Raw genomic sequence first — 24151 nt, forward strand, 5'->3', positions numbered from 1 at the left:
CGGGCCCTGGCCGCCGCCGGTGCCGCCGCCGCGTTCGTGAGCGCCCGCTTCGGCCTGGCCGCCGACCACGCCGCCGACTGGTTGAACGAGGCCCGGCACGGCCACGACGACCCGCTCACGCACGACGACCCGCCGGACCCGACCGGCCAAAGCCACGGACCTCACGACGACCCGCACCGCTACGACGCCCAGCCGGACCCGACCGCCGCCAGCACAGAGCCGGCCGGACTTCACGGAACCCGGCACCGCCACGACGCCCCGCCGGAGCCGACCACCGCCGGCGCGGAGCTGACCAACGCCCGGCGCCACGACGACCCGCCGAAGCCCACGACCGCCGGCGGGGAGCCGATCGGGCCAGGCCCCGGACTTCGCGAGGCCCCGCACCGCCACGGCACCCCACCGGAGCCGACCACCGCCGGCGCGGAGCCGATCGGGCGGAGTCCCGGACTTCCGGAAATGCTCGGCTTGTCCGGCGAAGTCCCCGGGCCGCCCGGAGGGGACGCCGGCCGCCCGCAAGGCGAGCGGGACGTGTGCGCCGCGGACGAGGTGGCCGACGCGCACCGGATGCTGGCGGCGGTGCGGTGGTGTCTCGGGGATGCGGCCGGGAATCGACGGTCGCTCGACCGGGCCGCCGCGGCCGGGGGCTCGGCGGCGTCGCGCGCCCGGCAGCGGGTCGCGGAGGCGGAGCGTGTGCTGCGCACGGAAGGGCCCCGGGTGGCGCTGCCGCCGGCCGAGGCCGCGGTGGCGGCGGCGGAGCGGGCCGGGGCGGGGATCGCCGGGGCCTCGGTGACCCTGGGTACCGCGCTCGCGCTGACCGGCAGCCACGAGCGAGGGGTGGCGCTGCTGCGGGCCGCGCGGCAGATCGCGGGCCGGGAGCACGATCCGGTGGCGATCGGGCGGGCCGTGCACGCCCTGGTGGCGGTCAGCCTGCCGCGGCTCGGGGACGTGCTCGGGTGGCGGCTGTTCGACGAGGCGATGACGACGATCGGGCGCTACGGGCTGGAGTTCTGCGCGGGGCGCACCACGAGCCTGGGCGTCGCGCACGCGGTGCGGGTCGGGGATCTCGCCCGGGCCGAGGCGCTGGTCTGGTCGCGGCTGCCGATCGAGGGGGACCCGGTCGAGCGGGTACGGTTCATCGCCCACGCCGGCCTGCTCGCCCTCGAGCGCGGGGACGATCCGCTCGCGGTGCGGATGCTGGCCCGGGCCGACGCCGAGGGGCGGGACTCGGGGCTGGTCAGGGTGCTGCGGGTGGCCGTGGCCGCGCGGGGGGTGCACCCGGCGGACCCGGCCGAGGCGCTGCGGGAGTGCGTGGGGCGGTGCGGCCCGGCGCGGCTGGCCGAGGCGGCGCGGTGGGCCCTGCACGGCGGGGTGCCGGCGGCCACGGTCGAGGAGCACGTGGCCGAGCGGCCGGCGCGGCTGCGGCTGCTGCTCGCGGTCTTCGCCGGGCGGGACGCCGAGGCCGTGGCCCTGCTGCCGGAGGCCCTCGACGACGGCGGCCAGGGACGTGGTGCAGCGAGCGGAGCGCAGGGCCGGAGAATGCAGGGCCAGCTAATGCACAGCCAGGGCATGCAGAGCCAGGGAATACAGGGCCGGGGAATACACAGCCGGGGAATGCCCGAATTTCCCCTGCCGGGGGATAAATCCGACATGTCGTGGCGCGCAGCGCCCGACATGTCGCACGAGCACAACGCCGGCGGGCGGCCGGAGGACGCCGCCGTGCACACCGCGGTCGCCCACGCGCTGGTACGGCTCGGGCGGGCCGGCGAGGCCCGGCGGCACGCGGAACGGGCCGTGGCCCTGCTCGCGCACTGGCCCGGGTGGCGGCTGGCCGAGGCGGAGACGCTGCTGCACAGCCTGCGGGCCGGCGGGGACCTCACCGCCCGGGAGCTCGAGGTGCTCGGCTGCCTCGCCGCCGGCATGACGAACCAGCAGGTCGCCAGCTCGCTCGGCATCTCGATCCGGACCGTGGCGGTGCACGTGTCGAACCTGTTGCGCAAGACGGGGGCGGCGTCGCGTACCGAGGCGGCGCTGTGGGCGGTGCGCCACAGACTCGCCCCAGAACGCTGAGTCTCTTGCTCCGGACGGGCTGCTCGCCGAGTCCCTCGCCGTGCGACGCCGTTGGAGTTCGTGCGTCGAGCGCCGCGCTCCGTGAGGTGAAGGGTTATGGGCTGCTTGCTCTCCGTGGCCGGGTACGACCGCGTTCAATGATTCCGCGCAAACTGCCTGTCGTCGAGGAAAGGCCGCCGGGTTGAACAATGTCGCAAGTGTCTCGCAGCTTGTGCAGGGGTACGGCAAGCGCCGTGTCATGACCGGTCTGGATCTCGACGTCGGTGTGGGAGTGCTGGGTCTGCTGGGACCGAACGGTGCGGGCAAGACGACGCTGCTGCGTACCCTCGCCACCGTGCTGCCGCCGCGGCGCGGCACGCTGACGGTGCTCGGCGAGCGTGTCCGGTCTGAGCGCACTGCGCGGCGTGCGCGGCGCAACATCGGGTATCTGCCGCAGGACTTCGGGTATTTCCCGGGCTTTACGGTGTACGACTTCGTGCGGTATGCCGCGTGGTTGCGGGAGGTGCGGCGGGTGGATGCGCATCGGCGTACGCTCGATGCGATCGAGGCGGTCGGGCTGGCGGATCGGCGAGACGCGCTGATGAAGGCGCTCTCCGGCGGGATGTTGCGCCGGGCCGGTATTGCCAGCGCGATCGTCGGCGAGCCTCGGCTGCTGTTGCTCGATGAGCCGACCGTGGGCCTGGATCCTGCGCAGCGGTTGGAGTTCCGGGCGCTGATCCGGTCATTGGCGGGCCGGGCGGTGGTGCTCAGCACCCATCTCGTGGAAGACGTGGCCGCGGTCTGTGACGATGTCGCTGTCATGAACGCCGGCGCCGTCGTCTTCCGCGGCGGTCCGGAGGCGCTGAGTTCGGCGGCGGACCCCGCGGCCGTCGGTGACAGCCCGATCGAACGCGGCTACATGACCGTGCTGTCCGGGGAAGCGGTGCGCGCATGACCCGGATTTTCTGGATTGAGGTGCGCAGGTCACCGCTGCGGTGGGTATTTCCGCTGCTGCTGCTCGTGGACCTCGCGGCGCTGTTCGGGCGCAGCCGGTACTGGATCGGTGTCTGGCCGCAGGCGAGCGCCGCGGCGCAGATCCCGGCCCAGTTCATAGGGCCGATACTCGCCGGTGCGGCCGCGTGGACGGCCGGGCGCATCAACCGTCGCGGCCTCACCGATCAGACCGGCGCGGCCGCCCGTCCGATGTGGCAGGCAGAGCTCGTCCAGTTCGCTGCGACGCTGACGTACGGCGCCGCCGCGTACCTCGTCGGCATTGTGGCCGCCGCGGCCGTCACGGTCCGCCAGGCCGGCCCGGGTTTCCTGTGGCCGAGCTACCTGCTCCTGGGGCTGGCCGTCATCGTCGGGTGTGCCGCGGCAGGCCATGTGTTCGGCCGCTGGTCGCGCTCGCGGATCTGGCCGCCCGTCATCAGCGCCATCGCCAGCTTCCTGCTCGTCGGCTGGCTGCAGGAATCACGGTCGTTCGCCTTCGGCGTGTTGTCCGCCGGTCCGCAGCTGCAGGTCACCCGGTCGGCTCTTGAGGCGCGGCTTGCCTGCGCGTTCGCCGTCGCCGCGGTCGCGGTCCTCGTGCCGACGCTGGCGCCGAGGGCGCGGCCTGGTGGCTACCTGCGACCGGTGCAGCTACTCGCCGGTGGCACCGCTCTGGCGACGTTGTTGTGGGCGCTGCAGTCGCTCGCGGTCGCGGATCCGCTGCGGGTTCAACGGGTGGCGGTGAGGCCGTTGTGCTCGACCGGCACCCCCAACGTCTGCCTGTGGCCGGAGGACCGCAAGTACCTGCCGGAGATCGAGGCGATGCTGGCCCGGATCCGTACGTTGCCGCCGGGGATGTTCGTCGTGCCGAGCACGTTCTTCGAGCGCGGGCTGCGCGAGGAGCGACGCGGCGACGACGACTTCGAGGTCATCGAGGGCAGCCTCTGGTCGATCTCGCCGAACTTCGTCGGTTCGATCGTCAACGCGACGATCACCACCTTCTGTCCGGCTGCCGATGCAGCCGCCGAGGACCGTCGTACGCACGCCTATTTCGAGCTCGACACTTGGCTGGAGGCACGGATCAACGGTGCCCAGCGCCCCGCCGACGTGCACGGCGGGCCACCCGGCGTCGATGTCGCCGCTGTCGGCCGGCTGATCGACACGCCCGAACAGCAGCAGATCGAGTGGGTACGGCAGCGGCTGACGACGATCCGGGAGACGCCCTGTGCTTGAGCGCCGAGCGGACTGGTTGCGCTACGCCCGCGCGCACCGGCTGGTCGGGACCCTGACGGGCGCCGCGCTCATCGCGGCCTCCGACCTGGTGGTCGGGGCTTGGAACCTGTCGATGCCAGCAGCCACCGGCACCGGATTCACCGTCGTGCCCTTTCGGCAGGAACTGCCGGCGGCTGTCGCTGCTCTCGCTGTCGCCAGCATGTACAGCACGATGGAGAACCTTGAACGCATGGGCGGCATGCGGCTGCGCTGCTTCGAACGCGCCCACGTCGTCACCGCGATACTCGCCGCCGCCGCGCTCATGTGGACCGCGGAAGCGGCCACGGCGGGGCCGGGACCGGCCGGTGCGGGCGCCAGGTCCGCACTGATCTGGGGCTGCGCCGCAGTCGTCTCAGGACGCTCGTTCGGCTGGCGGCTGTCGTGGGTCCTGCCGGTCTCCACACTGTTCCCCTTGATCTACTACGGTCACGGCCACGACGGTGCGGCCCGCTGGTGGAACTGGCCCGACCAGCCCGCCAACGCGCCCGTGCCCTGGTTACTGGCGGCCGCGTCGACACTGATCGCCGCCGCCGCGTTTCGTGCCACCCCGTGGCGAGGCCACGCACTGCGCCGAGTCCACTGGCCGTCGCGCCTTGCCCCCACAGGCGCCGGCCGGAACGAGGTGGAGGCCAGCAACGACAATGGCTAGCCGGCGAAACGCGGGGCTGAAGCCAGGGAACCAGAGCGCCGGGGAACCAGCAGGGTGGCGCAGGCGGGCGCAGAAGCCGTCGGCGGAAGACCTGAGCGACGAGTTACCGCGATGTCAACTATGGGTTTCGATCATGCTTAAAGCGCCTGCAATTCGGCCTGAACGGGCTGTGGCAAGCGTCGCTGGGGCTACCGCTGGGCGGCCCGAATAGGGAATAGTCGTCGTTTGTGTCCGGGATCGAGGTTGGCCGCAGGGTGCTTGAGCGCTACCTGCTGGTCCGCCCGATCGCCCGGGGCGGGATGTCGCTGGTCTACGAGGCCGTCGACCTCGAGGAGATCCGGCCGGCCGCGCTGAAGGTCCTGGCCCCGGCCTTCGCCAGCAACACGCGCGCCTGCCTGGCGGCCCGCCGCGAGCCGCACCTCATGCAGCGCATGCGGCACCCGGCGGTGCCGAAGGTGTTCGCGCACGGCGAGATCGAGGCCGAGGGCGCGTCCGTCCCCGCGGTCGCGATGGAGCTGCTCAACGGGGTGCCGCTGGCCACCCGCCTGGCGGAGGGGCCGCTGCCCTGGCCGCGGGCGGTGGAGATCGCCGCCTCGATCGCCGAGCTGCTCGCGGTCGCGCACCGGCGGGGCATCGCGCACCGGGACCTGACCGCGGACAACGTCATGCTCACCACGGCCGGGGTGAAGATCATCGACTTCGGGCTGGCGGTGCCCTTCGCGCACCCCTCGGCGGTCCGGGTCCAGCATGCGCCGGCCTGGGACGTGTATGCGCTGGGCGTGCTGCTGTACCACATGCTCACCGGCCGCTCCCCGCACGCGCCCGGCGCCCGGCTGCTGCAGGCCGCCCCGACGCCGGTGGTGCTCACGCCGGGCCTGCCACGGTCCGTGGCCGAGCTGTGCCGCCAGTGCATGGCCAAGCGGCCCGACGAGCGGCCGGACAGCGCCGCGGTCGCGCTGGCGCTGTGGGCCGAGCTCGCCACCGACTGGCAAACGGCCAGGAGTCTTCACTGAGAGCTACGGCACACCGTTCAATCACGGTGTGTAACTGCCGACTTTTACCTGCGTAAAGGCTCTGTCGGGTGCTCGGTCGGACTTCCGTCCGGTGACCCCATCACCCGTTGTAATCGCCGCCGCGGCGAGACAAGCTTCTCGGACAAGGTGCAGGACGGTTGCCGGCAAGGAGCCGACCGGCACCACCAATGCAAGAGCCGAGGGGAAGCTGTCATGTCAGGTACGAAGGTCACCGGCGTGGTCGTGACGGGCGGGGCCGCCGCCGGATCGCTGCCAGTCACCGGAAGCCCGGTCTTCGCCATCGTCGTCGCCGGCATCGCGCTCGTCGTCACCGGCTTCCTGATGGTGCGGGCCTCCCGCTTCAACCGCAACGCCGCCTGACGTCCATGACGGCGATCCTCCTGGTCGGTTTCGCGCTGCTGACGCTGTGGCCGGCGTACAACCTGGCCCTGGTCGCGTTCTCAGCCAGGGACGCGGCCACCGCGGGCCGCCGCCGGCGGCACGACGCCATCGCGCCGAACGGCGAGGAGCCACTGACCTTCTGGATCGTCGTCCCCGCACTCAACGAGGAGCGGGTGGTGGGCCGCACGGTCGCCGCGGCACTGGCGCTGGCCGGGCCGGAGGGCACCCGCACCAGAGTCCTGGTGGTCGATGACGGATCGGACGACGGCACCCCGGACGTGCTGGCCGCCATCGATCACCCGGGCCTGACGGTGCTGCGCCGCGACTTCCCCAACGCCCGCAAGGGCAAGGGCGAGGCGCTCAACGCGGCCTTCCGGGCCATCCGGGACCTCTCCCTGGCGGGCGGCGAGGACCCGCAGCGCGTCGCGGTCGGCGTCATCGACGGCGACGGCCGGGGCAGCGGCAACCTGCTGTGCGAGGTCTCGCGGCTGATGCGCGACCCCGAGGTCGGCGCGGTGCAGGTCCGGGTGCGCATCCACAACCGCGACCGGGCGCTGGGCGCCGTGCAGGACCTCGAGTTCGCCGCCATCGCCAACGCCAGCCAGCTGCTGCGCGACGCGGCGGGCACGGTCGGGCTGGGCGGCAACGGGCAGTTCGCCCGGCTCGCCTCGCTCATGCGGCTGGGCGACGCGCCCTGGTCGCACTGCCTGGTCGAGGACCTGGAGCTGGGGCTGCGCATGCACCTGGGCGGCGAGCGGATCCGCTACACCTCCCTGGCGCACGTCAAGCAGCAGGGCCTGGTCGACGTGCGGCGGCTGGTCCGCCAGCGCACCCGCTGGGCCCAGGGCAACCTGCAGTGCGTCGCCTACGTGCCGCGGCTCATCGCCTCGCGGCGCATCCGCAACCACGCGCTGCTGGAGATGCTGTACTACCTGCTCGCGCCGTGGCTGAACGCGTTCGGCACCGCGGCGGTGCTGGGCGTGTGGGCGTACGCGACGTGGCGGCTCCTGCCCGGCCACGGCGAGCCGTTCGTGATCCACTCCTGGCCGGAGCTGGGCAAGGTCGTGGTCTTCTGGGCGGTCGGCATGACCGCGCCGGGCCTGGCCTGGGCGGCAGTGCACCGCATCCAGCTGCGCGACGAGACCGGCCCGACGCTGCTCAAGGCGGCGCTGGCGTACCCCTTCTTCCTGATCCTGGGCCTGGTGGCCACCTGGCGGGCGATCGGCCGCCAGATCAGCCGCCGGCAGACCTGGGCCAAGACCGAGCGGCTCGCCGAAGAGCCGGCCGCGGCGTAGCCCGCCCGGCAAGACGCCCGACACAAGACGCACCAAACAAGACGCACCAACCAGGATAAATTCCGCACGGATGCGGCGTGATCGTCAAGGTGACGCAACATGCTTCCTGAAGTCTTCCTCATCGCCGGCACCCGCCCCGAGGCCATCAAGCTCGCCCCCGTCGCGGCCGCCATGCGCGCCGCCGGGCGCCTGACCCCCGTCCTCGTCGCGAGCGGCCAGCACCCGGCCATGGTCACCCAGGCCCTGGCGGCGTTCGGCGCCGAGGCCGACGTGACCCTGCCACTGCAGCGGGTGACCGGCAGCCAGCCCGAGCTGCTCACCGAGATGATCAAGCAGCTGGACGCGGTGCTCGAGGCCCGCGAGCCGGCCGCCGTCATCGTGCAGGGCGACACCACGACGACCCTGGCCGGGGCGATGGCCGCGTTCTGGCGGCGCATCCCGGTCGTGCACCTCGAGGCCGGCCTGCGCTCCGGCGACCTGGACTCGCCGTTCCCGGAGGAGGCCAACCGCAAGCTGGTCGGCCAGCTCGCCGCGCTGCACCTCGCGCCGACCGCGCTCGCCGCGACGAACCTGCTCGACGAGAGCGTGAACCCGTCCAACGTGCTCATCACCGGCAACACCGTCGTCGACGCGGCGCTGGAGATCGCGGCCAAGGAGCTGCCGTTCGACGACGCCGGCGTGGCCGCCGCGGTCGACGCCGCCGAGCACGGCAGGGCCCGGCTGGTCCTGGTGACCGCGCACCGCCGCGAGTCGTGGGGCGAGCCGCTGGAGCGCGTCCTGCGGGCCGTACGCCGGCTGGTCGAGGCGTACCCGGACATCCGGGTCGTGCTGCCGGCCCACGCCAACCCGGCGGTGCGCGCCCAGGTCGAGCGGGGCCTGGCGGGCGTACCGCGGGTCACGGTCACCGACCCGCTGCCGTACCCGGCCCTGGCCCGCCTGCTCTCGCACGCCTACCTGGCGCTGACCGACTCGGGCGGCATCCAGGAGGAGGCCCCGTCGTTCAAGGTGCCCGCGCTGGTGCTGCGCGAGGTCACCGAGCGGGTCGAGTCGCTGCACGCCGGCTGCGCCAGGCTGGTCGGCACCGACGAGGACCGCATCGTCGCCGAGGCGGCCAGGCTGCTCGACGACCCGATGCTGCGGCTGTCGATGACCGCCTCCGGCAACCCGTACGGCGACGGCCTCGCCTCCCAGCGCACCGAGCAGGCCGTCGCCGCCATGCTCGGCCTCGCCCAGCTCCCCTCCCCCATGCCGACGTCCGCCTCGCTCGTCTGATTGGTGTGCTGTTCCATGCGCAAGTTGTCAGCTCTGATCGCCCTCGTGCTCGCCGCGGTGCTCGGCGTCGCCGCACCCGCCGCGGCGGCGAGCACCGCCAAGGTGGCCTCCGGCGCCGGCGCCCCCGGCTCCAGCGCCTCGACGAAGACGCTGGTCCTGTACGACAGCACCGGCGCCTACTCGTGGCTCGGTGAGGACTACGCGATGATGGCCACGAACCTGGTCTCGCACTTCGGGGCGTGGACCGCGCACCCGGTGGACAGCTACACCGCCGGGGAGCTGTCGAAGTACAGCGCCGTGGTCTACGTCGGCTCGACCTACGACGAGCCGATCCCGGCCGCGTTCCTCGACGACGTGCTGGGCACCACGAAGCCGGTGCTGTGGCTGTACGACAACATCTGGCAGCTGACCGCGCGCTCCGCGGACTTCGCGAGCCGGTACGGGTACACCTGGAAGGGCTTCGACACCTCCGCGGTGGCCAAGGTCGACTACAAGGGCACCGCGCTGACCCGCGACACCCGCAACAACGCCGGCATCATGGACACCGTCATCTACGACACCGCCAAGGCGGTCAGCGTGGCCGACGCGGTGCGCCCGGACGGCTCGAAGTTCCCCTGGGGCGTGCGGTCGGGCAACCTCACCTACATCGGCGAGCTGCCGTTCTCCTACATCACGTCCAACGACCGGTACCTCGCCTTCGCCGACCTGCTCTACGACGCCCTGGCCCCGCGGACCGCGGCCCGCCACCGCGCCCTGGTGCGCATCGAGGACGTCGGCCCGGACGCGGACCCGGCGCAGCTGCGGGCGATCGCCGACTACCTGTCGAGCCGGAAGGTCCCGTTCACCGTCGCCGTCTACAGCCGCTACCGCGACCCGAAGGGCGTCAACAACCATGGCAAGGCCGAGGACTACACGCTGCGCCAGCGGCCACTGGTGGTCAGCGCCCTGAAGTACATGCAGAGCAAGGGCGGCACGCTGCTCATGCACGGCTACACGCACCAGCTCGACAGCCTGAACAACCCCTACGACGGCGTGAGCGCCAACGACTTCGAGTTCTTCCGGGCCCACGTGGACGCGGGCGACGCCGTGATCTACGACGGCCCGGTGCGCAACGACTCGGCGGCCGGCGTGACCGCCCGGGTCACCGCCTCCCGCACCGACTGGCAGCAGGCCGGCCTGTCGCAGCCGACCATCTTCGAGCCGCCGCACTACGCGGCCAGCGCGCTGGACTACAAGACCTTCAACACGCTGTTCGGCGTCCGCTACGACCGGGGCCTGTACTTCCCGGGCGTGCTGTCCGGCGCCGCGGTCGACAACAGCGTCGCCCACATGGTCGGCCAGTTCTTCCCGTACACCGTCCGCGACGTCTACGGCTCGACGGTGATCCCGGAGAACATCGGCAACATCGAGCCGGAGCCGTTCAACCAGCACCCGGCGGTGCTGCCGGCCGACCTGGTCGCCAACGCCAAGGCCAACCTGGCGGTGCGCGACGGGGTGGCGAGCTTCTTCTACCACCCGTACCTGGGCACCTCGTACCTGCGGCAGACGGTCGAGGGCATCCAGGGCCTGGGTTACACCTTCGTCGCCGCCGCGGCGATGACCGGCTGACCCGCCGTAAGGAGAGGGGCCTCCCGCTCGGGGGGCCCTTTTCATGCCTCCAGCAGCAGGTGCGGCATGAGCCGCTCGATCGCGTCGAGGTCGTAGACGCGGCGGATCCCGGTGATGAGGCCGGCCTCGCTGACCGTGAGGAACTCCGCCAGGCGGAACGTCTCGCCGCGCAGCGTGCAGTCGTAGACGAGGGCGACCCGGCGCTCGACGACGGTGCGGGCGAACACGGCGATGCCCTCCACGGCGGCCGCGTAGCCGGTCATGAGCTCGACGAAGTCGCCGTCGGGGTCGAGGTTGGACTCGATCGCCGGGGCGGCGGCCATCAGCCGGAACAGGTCGCTCGTGCGCCCCGCGGTCCAGGCCGCGACCCAGCGCTCGGCGACGCCCTCCACCGCCATGTCGTCCATCGCGGACATCCTCCCACGCGCTCGCCGCGTCCCCGCCGTCGGGCCAGGGTTCCAGGAAAGGGCTTTCCTCGGTACCATCCGGTCATGTTGAGGATCGACGAGGGTCTCACGGCGAAGGCGTTGCGCCCCGCGGTGCAGCGCATGTTCGCGCTGTCCGCCGGCAAGATCCTGGGGCTGCACGTCACGGACGGCTCCCCCGTGTTCACCGTCGACGGGCGCTACACCGCGCGCGGCTGGACCGAGTGGACGCAGGGCTTCCAGGTCGGCGCGGCCCTGCTGCAGTTCGACGCCACCGGCGAGGAGCGCTTCCTCGACCTCGGCCGGGAGCAGACCGCGCGGCTGATGGCCCCGCACGTCAGCCACGTCGGCGTGCACGACCACGGGTTCAACAACGTCAGCACGTACGGCGCCCTGCTGCGCCTGGCCCGCGAGGGCCGCACCGACGAGCGGGACGTCGCCGCCACCACCCTCGCCCTGAAGGTCTCCGGCGCCGTGCAGGCCGCCCGCTGGACCCGCACCGAGGACGGCACCGGCTACATCTACTCGTTCAACGGCCCGCAGTCGCTGTTCGTCGACACCATCCGCTCGTGCCGCTCGCTCGCGCTCGCCCACGCCCTCGGCCACCCGCTCATGGGCGAGCACGACGAGCGCATCGACCTCCTCGAACGGCTCACGCAGCACGCGCACAACACCGCGCGGTACAACGTCTACCCCGGCACCGGCCGGGACGCCTACGACGTGCGCGGCCGGACGGCTCATGAGGCCCTGTTCAACGTCAACGACGGGCGCTTCCGGGCGCCGGGCACGCAGCAGGGGTACTCCCCGTTCTCCACCTGGACCCGGGGCCTGGCGTGGGCGATGCTCGGCTTCGCCGAACTGCTGGAGTTCCACGAGGACCCGGTGTTCGCCGACGCGGCCCGCGCCACCTGCGACTTCTACATCGAGCACGCGGCCGCGGCCGACGGGGTGCCCTACTGGGACACCGGCGCCCCGGGCCTGGCGCACCTGGACCTGTCGGCGCCGGCCGACCCGTACAACGCCCACGAGCCGGTCGACTCGAGCGCGGCGGCGATCGCGGCCCAGGGCCTGCTGCGGCTGGGGCGGTGTACCGGGGACGCCCGGTATGTCCAGGCGGGACTCACGGTGGCCCGGACGCTGCTGGACGAGCCGTACCTCGCCGCCGACCCCGGGCATCAGGGGTTGTTGCTGCACTCGGTGTACCACCGGCCGAACGGCTGGGACCAGGTGCACGCCGGGCAGTCGGTGCCGAACGGGGAGTCGAGCATGTGGGGCGACTACCACCTGCGGGAACTCGGCGTGTACCTGCTGCGCCTGGACGACGGCCCGTACTACACCTTCTTCGGCGGTGTCGCATGAGCGCGGCCCTCGTGACGGGCGCTTCCCGGGGTATCGGCCGCGGCATCGCCCTCTGCCTGGCCAGCTCGGGCTTCGACGTCGTCGTGAACTACGCGAGCAACGCGGCGGCCGCGCAGGAGGTCGCCGCGGAGGTGGCGAAGCGAGGAGCAAGGGCCGCGGTGGTACAGGGAGATCTCGCGCTGCGCGAGGACCGCGCCCGGCTCGTCGAGGAGTCCTACCGGGCCTTCGGCGACATCGACCTGCTCGTCAACAACGCCGGCGTGGCCCCGGCGGTGCGCGCCGACATCCTCGAGGCCGGCGAGGAGTCGTTCGACCGCCTCGTCGGCATCAACCTCAAGGGCCCGTACTTCCTGACCCAGCTGGTCGCCAACCGCATGATCGCCGCCGGCACGCGGGGCCGGATCGTGACCATCTCGTCGATGAGCGCCTACACGGCCAGCGTGAACCGCGGCGACTACTGCATCACGAAGGCCGGGCTGTCGATGCTCACGAAGCTGTACGCCGCGCGCCTGGCCGAGCACGGCATCAACGTCTACGAGGTGCGCCCGGGCATCATCGAGACCGACATGACGGGCGGGGTGCGGGAGAAGTACGACCGGCTGATCCTCACCGACGGCGTGACCCCGATCCGCCGCTGGGGCACCCCCGACGACGTGGGCCGGGCGGTGGTGGCGATCGCCACGGACCTGCTGCCCTTCTCCACCGGGCAAGTTATCGACGTCGATGGAGGCTTCCACCTCCGCACCCTGTAGCCGACACCCAGGGCGAGCGGCGGCGCACGCATCGTAGGCGCCGCCGTTCACCGCCCGGCCGCTGACAGCCGGAGCGACCTCCACCGTTCGGACAATTTTCCGGGTCCCGGCTTAATGCGCAGCAAATTTTCGGGATCACCCGCCGACATGGGGCGCCACCTGGGCATTTGCCAGGCTCACATACGGAATGTCACCGCATTGACACGCTTGGACCAAAGCGGCGCCTCAAAATTCGCGGGCCGGACGGCCCGGTATTTCCGGCAATCGATCGCATACCGAACAATCCGGACCGACCGCCGCGCGGTCCCGCCCCGCGATGCGGCACGTTTCGGGGCACATGAGCGGGCACGACTCGTCTTACACTGCGGCTTGCCTTCGGCGCGGCCGCATCACCCGCCGCCGCAGCCCGGGGTTCACCACCTTCTCGGGGAGGAAAACGCGTTGTCATCCACTTTCACCCGGCGCTCTGTGCTCCGGGCCGCGGCCGCCACCGCGGCGACGACCGCCGCCGCGCCGCTGATCATGTCGGCGACCGAGCAGGCCGCCTCCGCCACCGTCCCCGGTGACCCGGGCCGCATCACATACAGCGTCGGCGGCACCGTCTACATCGCGGACTCGAACGGGGCCAACGCGCGCGTGCTCGCCAATGGCGTCACCGGCAGCGGTGAATGGGCGCCGGACGGCAGCCGGTACTTCTACGCCAGCGGCGTCCAGCTGAACTCCGTGCGCGCCGACGGCTCGGGCTGGCTGCGACTGCTGGCGAAGCCGAGCGTGTACGTGCGGGACGTCACGGTGAGCCAGGACGGTCGCTTCGTCCTCTTCAGCAGCGACAGCGGCCTGCGCTACGCCGGCACCGGCGCCAACTGGGGCGACTCGGTGCCGCTCTACGGTGGCGGCTCGATCGACCGGCCGACGGTGTCCGTGGACGGCACGATCTTCTGGGACCAGGGCGGCAACGTCGACACCCGCGCGATCGTCCGCTTCGACAACCAGAACGGGCCCCAGCAGATCATCACCAACGGCTGGGACCCGGACATCTCGCCCGACGGCTCGCAGGTCGTCTTCGTCCGCAGCGACAGCGCGAACGGCAAGGCCCAGCTGTGGCTGGCCGGCAGCGACGGCTCCAACCCCGTCCAGCTGACCACCGAGGCGGAGGCCGGCGCGTGGAACGTCCAGCCGAAGTGGTCGCCGGACGGCGCGTCGATCCTGTTCGCCAGCGCCGCCAGCAACGGCAGCGCCACCGGCATCAAGAAGATCGTCGTGGCGAGCAAGGCCGTCGCGCCCGTGGTCGCCACCGGCGCCAACCCGGCGTGGCAGCCGATCAAGCCGGGCCTGGTCGAGCGGGTGTGGGGCCAGACGGCCCTGGACACCGCGATCGCGACGTCGCGGTACAACTTCGCCAACCACGGGCTCGCGGAGAAGGCGCGGACGCAGGCCAAGGCCGTCGTGCTGTCCCGCAACGACGTGTACTACGACGCCCTGTCCGGCTCGGCGCTCGCCGTCAACAAGCAGGCCCCGCTGCTCATCACGCCCCGCGACGGCCTGCCGGCCAGCGTCGAGGCCGAGATCAAGCGCGTGCTGGGCACCTCCGGCGACGTCTACCTGCTCGGCGGCCCGAACGCCATCCCCACGCCGATCGAGAGCCGGCTGCAGAGCATCGGGTTCACCACCCACCGCGTCGCCGGCAACAGCCTCTTCGACACGGCGATCGCCGTCGCCAACGCGATCACCACCACGCCCGACACCATCATCGTGTCCACCGCGCTGAACTACTACGACGCCCTCGCCGCGGGCGCGGCGGCGGGCGCCAACCCGGGCACCGTCATCGTGCTGACCGCCGGCGACACCCTGCCGGCCGAGACGGCGGCGTACCTCAACCGGTTCAACCCGGACCAGGTCGACATCGTCACCGCGGGTGGCCCCGGCGACCGGGCCGTGATCGGCGGCTACATGCGCGGGCAGCTGCCGAACTGGCCCGACGAGATCCACTACTGGCCGATCATCGGCCAGTTCGCGCAGGACACCGCGCAGCTCATCGCGGAGTTCTTCTTCGGCTCGCCGCGCACGGTCGGCATCGCCACGATGACGTCGTGGTACGACGCCCTCACCGGCGGTGCGATGATCGGCGGGAACTACGGGCCGCTGCTGCTCACGCTCCCGAACAGCCTGGACCACCAGGTCTCGGACTACCTGTCCGCCAACTCGGCGGGCGTGGTCGACGTGGTGCTCATCGGCGGTCCCAACGCCCTGTCGCCCAACCTCGTCCCGCAGCTCGGCAACGCCTTCTCGCTGCCGGGGCACTACACCACCAGCGAGACCACGCCGGAGAACTCGCTGCAGCCGAAGGCCCAGGCCAAGTCGCTCGCGGCAACGGCGCCGAAGGCCAACAGCCTGGCCGCCAAGCAGGACAAGGCCCCGGGCCTCAACGCCAAGGGCGTGCAGGCCAGCCGGTAATCCGGCCGGAAACGACAGAAGGGCCGCGGCGCGAAGCCGCGGCCCTTCTTCGTTCCGTGGGATTCAGGTTCGTTCCGCGGGATTCAGGCCACGCTCAGGGACGAGTGGAACGCCGGCAGCTCGACCGTCTCGTCGGCGGCGTTCCCCCGGGTCCCGGAGGGGCTCGTCGCGACCCAGCTCGCCAGCGCGATCGCGACCAGGCCGAGCACCACGGCGACGAACGGCACGACGGAGCCGGCCTGCGGATGCCAGACCCCGTTGAAGGGGTTGAAGTGCGGCCGCATCGGGTCGGGCGCGATGCCCGACTGCCAGCGGACCATCGTGGCGGCGAGGACCGTCAGGTGCACGACCGGCATCACGACGAAGGCGATCCAGCCGGCCATCGTCCGGCTGCGCGCGGCGGTCAGCACGCCCTCGCGGCCCAGGATCTCCGCCGCCAGCAGCGGGGCCCCGACGAACAGGGGCAGCAGGTACCGGCCCTGGGTGGGGAACCCGTGCAGGTTGGCGTTGACCGGGTCGGTGATCGTCGGGACGGTCCAGGCGATGACGACCATGATCACGATGCGGTACCGGTCCCGGACCGGCCCGACGACGAGCGCGGGCATCAGCAGGCCGCCCAGCGCGACGAGCCACACGGCGAAGACGTACGTCGGGATCGGCACGTCCAGCCACGACACGGCCGCCACCATCTGCTGCAGGTAGGTGCCCCACTGCTGCAGCACCACGACCTCGAGCGCCTGCTTGTACGTGAACGGCGGGCTCTGCGGGTCGATGTACATCAGCGACAGCGTCCGCATGGCCAGCGTCCACGCCAGCGACGCCACACCGGCCGCGGCCAGCACGCCGAGCCATATCTGCATCGTGCGCATCCGCAGCAACGCGCGGATATGGGCCCAGCGGTTCGGGACCAGCAGCGCGAAGGCGCCCGCGGCGAGCCACAGCGGTCCGGCCGCCCGGACGGTCAGCAGCACGAGCGACGCGACGCCGGCGTAGTGGACCATCCGCGGCTCGGCGGCCAGCTTGCCGTGCGCGAGCGGTATCAGCGCGGCGAACAGCAGGATGCCGGCCGCCATCTCGACCGACGACGGATTGACGGCCCCGGCGAGGCTCAGCACGGTGGGCGTGGTCATCAGGACGATCGCGGCCACCCCGGCCCGGTTGGTGAACCAGCGCAGGACCGCCGAGAACGCAAGCGTCAGCAGGCCGGCCACCAGCGCGGCGTCGATGAGCCGGGCCAGCAGGAGCCCCTTCATCGACGGCCAGATCAGCAGCGGCAGGCCGACGACCGCATAGTACGCCGGGTTGTACCGCCCGGCGGTGGTCGGCGTGCGCACCGGGGTGCGGTCGTCGTGGTTGAAGTGGTCGCACGACGCCGGCACGGTCGGCTGCTGCTGCCAGCACTTGGGCCGCACGAGGCTCTTGGGCACGGTCTGGTAGGCGCCGGTGCCGGAGACCGCGTCGACGGGCGCGGGCGCGATCTGGCCGCGCACCACGCCGGCCGCCCGGACCACGTGGGGCAGCTCGTCGGCGGCACCGTTGTAGGGTGTGGCGAGAGCCCAGCCCGCAGCCACGGCGAAGTAGCCGACGAAGAACAGGGCCAGCAGGGTGCGGCTGCTGAACCGTGGGCGAGTGCGGAGCCTGGGCACGCCGTGAGAGTAATCGAGGGGCGAGGGGTAAGCACCATCCGAAAAGCTGCCTTTACCTCCCGCTTACCCGCCGTCCAGCATCCAGGCGTGCGCAGGGGCCGATGGGCCGACTAGACTCCGCGCCCGTGAGCGACAACGTGGCCGTGCCGGCCAGATCGAGGTCAGTGAGCCTTGGTCGCCGGGCACTGAACAACAGCCTGCTGCGGTTCCTGGCCACGGGAGGCCTCAGCGCGGCGCTGGACACCGCCCTGCTGTGGGTGCTGCACACGATGCTGCACCTTGCGCTACCCCCGGCGACGCTGTTGTCCGTTATGGCCGCGTTCTTCGCCAACTTCGCGCTCAACAAGTTCTGGTCGTTCAGCAGCCACGGCTTCACGACCCGCCAGCTGGTCCGCTACACCATCCTCGCGGGCGGCAACTGGGCGTTCACCACGTTGTCGGTGTGGGCCCTCAACGAGCTCGGCCTCCACTTCATCGTCGCCAAGCTCATCACGCTGGCCGTGGCGTCGGGCGGCAACTACGTCGGTTACCGGCTGTGGGTCTTCAGAGAGCAGCGGGGTTGACGTGAACCGGCATATCGGTTGTCATCGGGCTCGGTGTCATTTTTCACGTGCCACCGCGGCCACGCTCGGGTACGCCTAATAGAGTGCGCCCGCGTCGACATGTAGCCGTCAAGGCCCTCGCATCGCTGTTGCTCTGTGGACTGTTCGCCGGGGTGGTGGTGGCCGCCGCCGTGTTCCCTGGGCTGGCCGCCAAGAGCGGGGCCGATACCTTCGAAGATCTCCCGACCGACCTCGACGTGCTGCCCTCACCGCAGATCTCCTACATCTACGCCAGCGACGGCGCGACGCTGCTCGCCATGATGTACGACGAGAACCGCCGCGACGTGCCGATCGCCGACATGTCGACGTTCGTGACGCAGGCGATCGTGGCGGCCGAGGACACGCGGTTCTACGAGCACCAGGGGGTTGACCTCAAGGGCGTGGCGCGGGCGTTCGTCAACAACGAGAACGGCGGGGACCAGCAGGGTGCCTCGACGCTGACCATGCAGTACGTGCGGCAGGCGACCGCCTACTCGGCGCAGTCGCCGCAGGACGTGCTCGACGCGACCTCCAAGACGACCGGGCGCAAGCTGCGCGAGATGAAGCTGGCCATGGCGCTGGAGAAGAAGCTCACCAAGCAGCAGATCCTGGAGCGGTACCTCAACATCTCGGCCTTCGGCCACGGCGCCTACGGCGTCTACGCGGCATCGCAGGTCTACTTCGGCAAGGCGCCGAAGGATCTCACGCTGGGCGAGTCGGCGCTGCTGGCCGGGCTGGTCAAGGCGCCCTCCACCAACGACCCCGCCACGCCGGACGGGCTGCCCAAGGCGCTCGGCCGGCAGACGTACGTGCTGGACCAGATGGTGAGCATGCACTACATCACGGCCCAGCAGCGGGACCAGGCCAAGGCGGAGAAGCTCACCATCGTCGGGCAGCGCACGCCCGAGGGGTGCGCGTCGGTGCAGCGGCCCGAACTCGGCGCCGGCTTCCTCTGCGACTACCTGCGGCGCTGGTGGCTGGAGCAGCCGGCGTTCGGGGCCGACGCGTTCGAGCGGGAGAACCGGCTGCGCTCCGGCGGGTACACGATCGTCTCGTCGCTCAACGTCCAGACGCAGGCGGCGGCGTTCAAGTACGCCCAGGACCAGCCGGGGCTCGGCGGCGAGAAGATCGGGATGGGCAACCCGGAGGCGGTCATGATCGCCGCGGTGGAGCCCGGCACCGGGCGGGTGCAGGCGCTCGCGACCAACCGCAACTTCAGCAACGACCAGACGCACAACGGGGCGAGCACCAGCCCCGCCCGGAAGGGGCAGAAGGGCAACTACCCCAACACGACCGTGCCGCTCATCACCGGCGGGCCGGACGTGCCGGGGTACCAGGGCGGCTCCACCTTCAAGATCTTCACGGCGGTGGCGGCGATGGAGGCCGGGCTGCCGCTGGCGCACACCGAGGACGTGCAGGCGCAGTTCGTCTCCGACTACCCGCTCAACGCCGAGAGCCCGGCCGCCTGCAACGGCCCGCACTACTGCCCGAAGAACTCCACCGGCGACCCGACCGGCACGTTCAACATGTGGCAGGGCTTCGGCATGTCGCTCAACACCTACTTCGTGCCGCTGGAGCAGCGCGTCGGCGCGGACCACGTGGTCGACGTGGCCAAGCGGCTCGGCATCCAGTTCCGCTCGCCGCAGGACGCCGGCTACGCCAAGAACGCCAAGACGTGGGGCGCGTTCACGCTCGGCGTGACGGACACCACCCCGCTGGACCTCGCCGGGGCGTACGCGGCGCTGGACGCCGACGGTGTCTACTGCGCGCCGACCCCGGTGGTCGAGATCCACGACCTGCACGGCAACAAGGTCGACGCCGGGCAGCCGCGGTGCCGCCAGGTGGTCGCGCCGGACATCGCCCGCGCCGCCGTGGACATGGCCCGCTGCCCGGTCGGCGACCAGTCCGCGTACAACGCCTGCCCCGGCAGCGGCACGGCGACCGGCGTGCGCGACCAGGTGGGCCGCCCGGTCGCCGGCAAGACCGGCACCACCGACAGCGGCAGGAGCGCCACGTTCATCGCGATGACCCCGCAGCTGGCGGTGGCCGGGATCCTCACCGACCCGGACAACCCGCAGACCAACAAGGTCATGTCGCACCCGGTGGTGAACACCGCGGTCGCCGACACGCTCAAGGCGGCGATGAACGGGCTGAAGGTCGAGGACTTCACGGCGCCGAGCCATCAGATGGCGTTCGGCTCGTAAGCTCCGCCGGGGTCTCCGCGGCGGCGCGCGCCCGCAGCAGGGCGTGCACCGCCGCGATGTCGGCGGGGGCGGTGCGGGCGGCGAGCCAGTACATGACCCCGGTCGGGATGAAGAACACCTGGAACGCGGCGAGCCCGATGGCCAGGTTGGCCGGCGGCGGGAAGCTGCGCGCGAGGGCCGCGAACACCGCCCCGACGACCCCGTTGCCGGCGGCCCGGCCGACCCCGTTGACGAGGTTGCCCATCGAGTACACCGTGCCGCGGTGCTCCGGCGGGTTGACGTCGGCGATGAGCGCGAACCAGTTCGGGGAGTTCGCCGAGGTGAGCGCCAGCGCGACGAGGGCCAGCAGGAACGCCCCGAGCAGCCCGGGCGAGGTGAACAGGGAGCCGAGCACCAGCGCGGCGGCCGGCCTGCCCGACGGCGGCGGGAGGGTCAGCGGGGCGAAGAAGAGCACGACGTACAGCGGGACGCCGGCCAGGATGCCGATCGCCGCCACCTTGGCCCGCCCGCCGAGGTCGCGCCGCTGCCAGCGGTCCCCGAGCAGCCCGCCGACGATCGACAGCACCCCGCCGAGCTGGAACAGCGTGGCCAGCACGCCGCCGATCGCGATCGCGCTCTGCTCGTCGTAGCCCTGGGCCTGCGCCTTGGCCTGGAACAGCCGCGGCAGCCAGACCAGCGAGCCGAACGCCGCCTGGGCGGTGAGCCCCTGCATGACCAGCCACACGTTGGTCCGCCGGGCGGCGATCTTCGGCAGGTCGTCCCGGGAGATCCGGTGCTCGTACTCCTCGCCCGCCGCGAACACCGCGGCGAGGTCCGGCTCGCTCTGGCCGCGGCGGATGTCGGCGGTGGTGAAGTACGCGACGCCGGCCACCACCCCGAGCCCGGCGAGCACGTAGAACGGGGTCCTCCAGTCGCGGCCGCCGAGCTGGCTGGCCACCAGCACCCCGGCGAGGGTGCCGACGCCCTGCGACAGCCCCCAGAGGCTCATCACCAGCCCGCGCCGCCGGGGCGAGATGAGGTCGCTGACCACCGAGAACCCAACCGACCCGACCGCCCCGAGCCCGAGCGCGGCCAGCAGCTGGGCGGCGAGGAAGCCCCAGTAGCCGCTGGCCAGCACGGTCGCCCACGTCCCGGCCGCCCACAGCAGCGTGCCGATCATGAGCACCGGCTTGCGGTCGGTGCGGTCCCCGGCGTACGCCCAGGCGACGGCGGCCACCGCGGTCACGAGGTAACTGATCGCCGTGACCACCCCGAGGGCCCCCTCCCCCACCCCGAGCGACCGGCTGATCGGCGAGTAGAGCGGGGGCACCAGGCCGATGGCCACATTGTCGAGCGAGGCCAGGATGATGAACACGACCACGCTGTACACCCGATGCACGTTCACACCCAACCACTGCGCGCCCGCGGGTGGCAAAGTTTCCGGGATGGCGCCCCCGGGCTGCGGACACATACAGGTATGACCGACCTCGACCTGCTGGGACGAGCGGCGTTCGGCGAGCTCTTCCGGCGCTACTCCCGGCCGGTCTACAACCACTGCTTCCGCCGCCTCGCCTCGTGGAGCGCCGCGGAGGACGCCACGTCGATCGTCTTCCTGGAGGCCTGGCGCCGCCGCGAGGCCGCCGTGACGGACGCGGCCGGCTCGCTGCTGCCGTGGCTGCTCGGCATCGCCACCAACGTCACCCGCAACCAGCGGCGGGCCGCCCGCCGCTACGCGACCGCGCTGTACCGGCTGCCCGGGGTCGCCGCCGAGGCCGACCACGCCGAGGACGTGGCCGAGCGCCTGGACGACGAGCGGCGGATGCGCCACGTCCTGGCCGCGCTGTCCGGGCTGAGCCGCGACGAGCAGGACGTGGTCGCGCTGATCGTCATGTCGGGCCTGAGCTACCAGCAGGCCGCCGTCGCGCTGGGCGTGCCCGAGGGGACGGTCGCCTCGCGGCTGGGCCGGGCCAAGGCGCGCCTGCGCCGGCGGCCGGACCTGCTGGACCTGGAGAGGAGCACCTGATGCGGCTCGACCTTCCCCGCGAGCGCGAGATCCCGCCGGACCGCCTGGCCGCCCGCGCCGCGCGCATCGAGCACCACGTGACCGCCGCCCCCGCCCGCGGCCGCTCCCGGCTGCTGCTCGGCGCCGGCCTGGGCGCCGCCCTGGCCCTGAGCACCGGCGCCCTCGCCTACCGCCAGTGGGCCACCCCGGAGGTCACCGACCAGGTCCGCTGCTACACCGTGGCCTCGCTGGAGGAGCGCGACGGCAGCTTCTTCGGTACCACGGCGGGCCAGGCCCAGGCCGCGGACGGCCGCCCGCAGGCGTCGCCGTCACCGGTCGAGGTCTGCGCGATGCTGTGGCGCATCGGCCTCCTGCGGCCGGGCCAGCTGCAGCCGAACCCCCCGGCCGAGGACGGCCGCGAGTACCCGGTCCCGCCGCTGACCGCCTGCACCCTGCCCAACGGCATCGCCGCCGTGTTCCCGGGCGACGAGCGCACCTGCCTGCGCCTGGGCCTGCCCCGGATGTCCTGACCGCCCGGACCGCGGGCCCACCAGGCCGGCCGGCCTGGTGGGCCGGTGGTTCAGCCCGTCTCGCCGGCGACCGAGAGGGTGCGCAGGCGCTGGATGGCGTAGGCGGTCGAGGCGACGACGAAGACGCCGGCCATCACGAAGCTCACCGGGACGGACACGCGGCCCTGCAGCAGGTCGGTGGGGGCCAGGTAGTCGACGATGGCCTGGACGTACTGCTGGATGGACAGCTTCTGCGTGCCCGTCAGGATGTTGCCCAGCACCCCCTCCCACAGCACGACGTAGGCCAGGCCCACGAGCACCGGGCGGCGGGTCAGCACGCTCATCATGAGAAACAGCGAGCAGTAGGCCAGGGCGCCGATCACGGCCCCGACGATGAGGGCGAAGGCCAGGGCGGGCTCGCCGGCGATCAGGCCGACGACGAACAGCGGCACGCCGGCAAAGAGGGCGGTGATGCCGGTGGCCACGCCGAGCTTGGTGAAGATGATCTCCGAGCGGGGCAGCGGCTTGGCCAGGATGTGGGTGATGGTGCCGTCGTCGACCTCGGAGCCGAGCACGCCGGTGCCGACGATGAGGGCGATGACGGGGAGGATGGCGGTGATGCCGAGGCCGCCGATGACGGGCTCGCCCCACTCGGCCGGGGGCGGGCCGAAGGCACGCACGAGCAGGGCCAGGCCGATGAGGAGCAGGGGCAGCGGGACGAGCAGCCAGATCCGGCGGCGGCCGAGCAGGCCGCGGGTCGTGATCATGGCGATCGTGGCGTTCATCGGGCACCCACCAGGTAGGAGAAGACGCTTTCCAGGGACTCGTCGGCCGGCAGGAGGCGGCGCACCCGCACACCCTCGGCGAGGGCGATGCGCGGCAGGGCCCGGGTGAACGTGCCGTAGTCGGAGGCGCGCACCTGCAGGCCGGCCGCGTCGATGTCGACGCCGGCCACCGAGGCCTGGGCCATGAGGGCCACGGCCAGGCGGCGGTCGTCGCTGGAGTGGATGGTGAACACGTGTGGCCGGTTGGTCATGAGGCGGCGGATGGTGCGGAAGTCGCCGGACGCGGCCAGGCGGCCGGCCACCATGACCTGCACGGTGCCGGAGACCTGCTCGACCTCCTCCAGGATGTGCGAGGAGAACAGCACGGTGCGCCCGTCGTCGCCCATCTTGTGCAGCAGGTCCATCATGTGGAAGCGCTGCCGCGGGTCCATGCCGTTGAAGGGCTCGTCCAGCAGCAGGACGTTGGGCTCGTGCACGAGCGCGGCGGCGACCCGGATGCGCTGGCGCATGCCCTTGGAGTAGGTGTCGATCCGCCGGTCCTGGGCCGGCTCCATCTCGACCAGGGCGAGCGCCCGGCGGGCCGCCTCCTGCGGGTTGGCCAGGCGGAAGAGCTTGGCGCTGGCGAGCACGAACTCCTTGCCGGTGAGGAAGCCGTGCACCGACTCGCGCTCGCTGACCAGGCCGAGGGTGCGGTAGACGTCGGGGTTGCGCCAGGTCGGGGCGCCGTCGACGGTCAGGCTGCCGCGCGACGGGGCCAGGAAACCGGACATCATGTGCAGGAGGGTGGTCTTTCCGGCGCCGTTGGGGCCCAGCAGGCCGGTGACGCCCGGGCCCAGGGTCATGGTGACGTCGTTGACGGCGACCACGTTGCCGTACCACCGCGAAACGTGCTGCAGCTCGACGGTGCTCAT

Annotated in this window: 21 protein-coding genes; 16 read left to right on the forward strand and 5 right to left on the reverse strand. The window is 72.1% G+C overall.

All coding sequences use genetic code 11. The features are described 5' to 3' along the window. From AB0M46_RS20185 to AB0M46_RS20225, 9 genes are all read left to right on the forward strand, one after another. Positions 1-2067: helix-turn-helix domain-containing protein (locus AB0M46_RS20185; protein WP_363338024.1), on the forward strand; the 2067-nt coding region annotated here is incomplete at its 5' end. 238 nt (positions 2068-2305) lie between these two features. Next, the gene (locus AB0M46_RS20190) at positions 2306-3001 is read left to right on the forward strand and encodes an ATP-binding cassette domain-containing protein (RefSeq protein WP_363338026.1); all 696 of its coding nucleotides are present in this window, start codon (positions 2306-2308) and stop codon (positions 2999-3001) included. Further along, positions 2998-4266, forward strand: a complete 1269-nt coding sequence (locus AB0M46_RS20195) for a hypothetical protein (RefSeq protein WP_363338028.1) — start codon at positions 2998-3000, stop codon at positions 4264-4266. The genes AB0M46_RS20190 and AB0M46_RS20195 overlap by 4 nt, the downstream gene beginning before the upstream one ends. A gap of 16 nt (positions 4267-4282) precedes the next feature. Next, positions 4283-4954, forward strand: coding sequence for a hypothetical protein (locus AB0M46_RS20200; RefSeq protein ID WP_363338030.1), 672 nt, complete (start codon positions 4283-4285; stop codon positions 4952-4954). Between the two features lie 254 nt (positions 4955-5208). After that, entirely contained in the window at positions 5209-5967 is a 759-nt protein-coding gene (locus tag AB0M46_RS20205; protein ID WP_363338032.1) for a serine/threonine-protein kinase, read from the forward strand. Between the two features lie 213 nt (positions 5968-6180). After that, positions 6181-6348 carry an LPXTG cell wall anchor domain-containing protein gene (locus AB0M46_RS20210; protein WP_363338034.1) on the forward strand — a complete coding sequence of 56 codons (168 nt, stop codon included), beginning with the start codon at positions 6181-6183 and terminating at the stop codon, positions 6346-6348. 5 nt (positions 6349-6353) lie between these two features. Then, positions 6354-7664 (forward strand): glycosyltransferase, encoded by a 1311-nt coding sequence (locus AB0M46_RS20215; protein ID WP_363338036.1) that lies wholly within the window; start codon positions 6354-6356, stop codon positions 7662-7664. A 99-nt stretch (positions 7665-7763) separates the two neighbouring features. Next, positions 7764-8936 carry a UDP-N-acetylglucosamine 2-epimerase (non-hydrolyzing) gene (wecB, locus tag AB0M46_RS20220; protein ID WP_363338038.1) on the forward strand — a complete coding sequence of 391 codons (1173 nt, stop codon included), beginning with the start codon at positions 7764-7766 and terminating at the stop codon, positions 8934-8936. 24 nt (positions 8937-8960) lie between these two features. After that, positions 8961-10544 (forward strand): polysaccharide deacetylase family protein, encoded by a 1584-nt coding sequence (locus tag AB0M46_RS20225; RefSeq protein WP_363338040.1) that lies wholly within the window; start codon positions 8961-8963, stop codon positions 10542-10544. Positions 10545-10585: 41 nt separating this feature from the next. Here the strand turns inward: AB0M46_RS20225 and AB0M46_RS20230 are convergent, their stop codons facing one another. Further along, complete coding sequence (locus AB0M46_RS20230; RefSeq protein WP_363338042.1) at positions 10586-10951, reverse strand: hypothetical protein; 366 nt, start codon at positions 10949-10951, stop codon at positions 10586-10588. A gap of 84 nt (positions 10952-11035) precedes the next feature. Here AB0M46_RS20230 and AB0M46_RS20235 point away from each other — a divergent pair, with 84 nt between their 5' ends. The 3 genes from AB0M46_RS20235 (at position 11036) to AB0M46_RS20245 (ending at position 15534) form a co-directional block, all read left to right on the forward strand. Then, entirely contained in the window at positions 11036-12328 is a 1293-nt protein-coding gene (locus AB0M46_RS20235) for a hypothetical protein (RefSeq protein ID WP_363338044.1), read from the forward strand. Further along, positions 12325-13080, forward strand: a complete 756-nt coding sequence (locus AB0M46_RS20240) for a 3-ketoacyl-ACP reductase (protein WP_363338046.1) — start codon at positions 12325-12327, stop codon at positions 13078-13080. Before AB0M46_RS20235 ends, AB0M46_RS20240 begins: the two co-directional genes overlap by 4 nt. Before the next feature lie 441 nt (positions 13081-13521). Next, complete coding sequence (locus AB0M46_RS20245) at positions 13522-15534, forward strand: cell wall-binding repeat-containing protein (RefSeq protein ID WP_363338048.1); 2013 nt, start codon at positions 13522-13524, stop codon at positions 15532-15534. Between the two features lie 83 nt (positions 15535-15617). Here AB0M46_RS20245 and AB0M46_RS20250 read toward each other — a convergent pair whose 3' ends face one another. Further along, positions 15618-17180, reverse strand: a complete 1563-nt coding sequence (locus AB0M46_RS20250) for a DUF2142 domain-containing protein (protein ID WP_363338050.1) — start codon at positions 17178-17180, stop codon at positions 15618-15620. A gap of 125 nt (positions 17181-17305) precedes the next feature. On the opposite strand from AB0M46_RS20250, the gene AB0M46_RS20255 reads away from it, so the two are divergent. Both AB0M46_RS20255 and AB0M46_RS20260 read left to right on the forward strand, forming a co-directional pair. Next, entirely contained in the window at positions 17306-17743 is a 438-nt protein-coding gene (locus AB0M46_RS20255; protein WP_363338052.1) for a GtrA family protein, read from the forward strand. An 83-nt stretch (positions 17744-17826) separates the two neighbouring features. Then, positions 17827-19965, forward strand: a complete 2139-nt coding sequence (locus AB0M46_RS20260) for a transglycosylase domain-containing protein (protein WP_363338054.1) — start codon at positions 17827-17829, stop codon at positions 19963-19965. On the opposite strand, the gene AB0M46_RS20265 is transcribed toward AB0M46_RS20260, so the two are convergent. Beyond that, the gene (locus AB0M46_RS20265) at positions 19928-21415 is read right to left on the reverse strand and encodes an MFS transporter (RefSeq protein WP_363338056.1); all 1488 of its coding nucleotides are present in this window, start codon (positions 21413-21415) and stop codon (positions 19928-19930) included. The genes AB0M46_RS20260 and AB0M46_RS20265 overlap by 38 nt on opposite strands. 6 nt (positions 21416-21421) lie before the next feature. On the opposite strand from AB0M46_RS20265, the gene AB0M46_RS20270 reads away from it, so the two are divergent. Together AB0M46_RS20270 and AB0M46_RS20275 are read left to right on the forward strand one after the other, a co-directional pair. Further along, entirely contained in the window at positions 21422-21967 is a 546-nt protein-coding gene (locus AB0M46_RS20270) for an RNA polymerase sigma factor (protein WP_363338058.1), read from the forward strand. Beyond that, positions 21967-22476 (forward strand): hypothetical protein, encoded by a 510-nt coding sequence (locus AB0M46_RS20275; RefSeq protein WP_363338060.1) that lies wholly within the window; start codon positions 21967-21969, stop codon positions 22474-22476. The genes AB0M46_RS20270 and AB0M46_RS20275 overlap by 1 nt, the downstream gene beginning before the upstream one ends. 50 nt (positions 22477-22526) lie before the next feature. Here AB0M46_RS20275 and AB0M46_RS20280 read toward each other — a convergent pair whose 3' ends face one another. Together AB0M46_RS20280 and AB0M46_RS20285 are read right to left on the reverse strand one after the other, a co-directional pair. Continuing rightward, a complete protein-coding gene (locus AB0M46_RS20280) occupies positions 22527-23240 on the reverse strand; it encodes an ABC transporter permease subunit (protein WP_363338062.1) in 714 nt (237 codons plus the stop codon). Next, positions 23237-24151 carry an ABC transporter ATP-binding protein gene (locus AB0M46_RS20285; RefSeq protein ID WP_363338063.1) on the reverse strand — a complete coding sequence of 305 codons (915 nt, stop codon included), beginning with the start codon at positions 24149-24151 and terminating at the stop codon, positions 23237-23239. Before AB0M46_RS20285 ends, AB0M46_RS20280 begins: the two co-directional genes overlap by 4 nt.

This window comes from Dactylosporangium sp. NPDC051485 (assembly GCF_040682015.1).
Taxonomy (GTDB): domain Bacteria; phylum Actinomycetota; class Actinomycetes; order Mycobacteriales; family Micromonosporaceae; genus Dactylosporangium.

What these genes read in the sequence shown, in the direction of transcription:
- AB0M46_RS20190 (WP_363338026.1), top strand. Translation starts at nt 2,306, where the DNA reads ATGACCGGTCTGGATCTCGACGTCGGTGTGGGAGTGCTGGGTCTGCTG.
- AB0M46_RS20235 (WP_363338044.1), top strand. Translation starts at nt 11,036, where the DNA reads ATGTTGAGGATCGACGAGGGTCTCACGGCGAAGGCGTTGCGCCCCGCG.
- AB0M46_RS20275 (WP_363338060.1), top strand. Translation starts at nt 21,967, where the DNA reads ATGCGGCTCGACCTTCCCCGCGAGCGCGAGATCCCGCCGGACCGCCTG.
- AB0M46_RS20215 (WP_363338036.1), top strand. Translation starts at nt 6,354, where the DNA reads ATGACGGCGATCCTCCTGGTCGGTTTCGCGCTGCTGACGCTGTGGCCG.
- AB0M46_RS20270 (WP_363338058.1), top strand. Translation starts at nt 21,422, where the DNA reads ATGACCGACCTCGACCTGCTGGGACGAGCGGCGTTCGGCGAGCTCTTC.
- AB0M46_RS20285 (WP_363338063.1), bottom strand. Translation starts at nt 24,151, where the DNA reads ATGAGCACCGTCGAGCTGCAGCACGTTTCGCGGTGGTACGGCAACGTG.
- AB0M46_RS20210 (WP_363338034.1), top strand. Translation starts at nt 6,181, where the DNA reads ATGTCAGGTACGAAGGTCACCGGCGTGGTCGTGACGGGCGGGGCCGCC.
- AB0M46_RS20265 (WP_363338056.1), bottom strand. Translation starts at nt 21,415, where the DNA reads ATGTGTCCGCAGCCCGGGGGCGCCATCCCGGAAACTTTGCCACCCGCG.
- AB0M46_RS20195 (WP_363338028.1), top strand. Translation starts at nt 2,998, where the DNA reads ATGACCCGGATTTTCTGGATTGAGGTGCGCAGGTCACCGCTGCGGTGG.
- AB0M46_RS20280 (WP_363338062.1), bottom strand. Translation starts at nt 23,240, where the DNA reads ATGAACGCCACGATCGCCATGATCACGACCCGCGGCCTGCTCGGCCGC.
- AB0M46_RS20240 (WP_363338046.1), top strand. Translation starts at nt 12,325, where the DNA reads ATGAGCGCGGCCCTCGTGACGGGCGCTTCCCGGGGTATCGGCCGCGGC.
- AB0M46_RS20230 (WP_363338042.1), bottom strand. Translation starts at nt 10,951, where the DNA reads ATGGACGACATGGCGGTGGAGGGCGTCGCCGAGCGCTGGGTCGCGGCC.
- wecB (WP_363338038.1), top strand. Translation starts at nt 7,764, where the DNA reads ATGCTTCCTGAAGTCTTCCTCATCGCCGGCACCCGCCCCGAGGCCATC.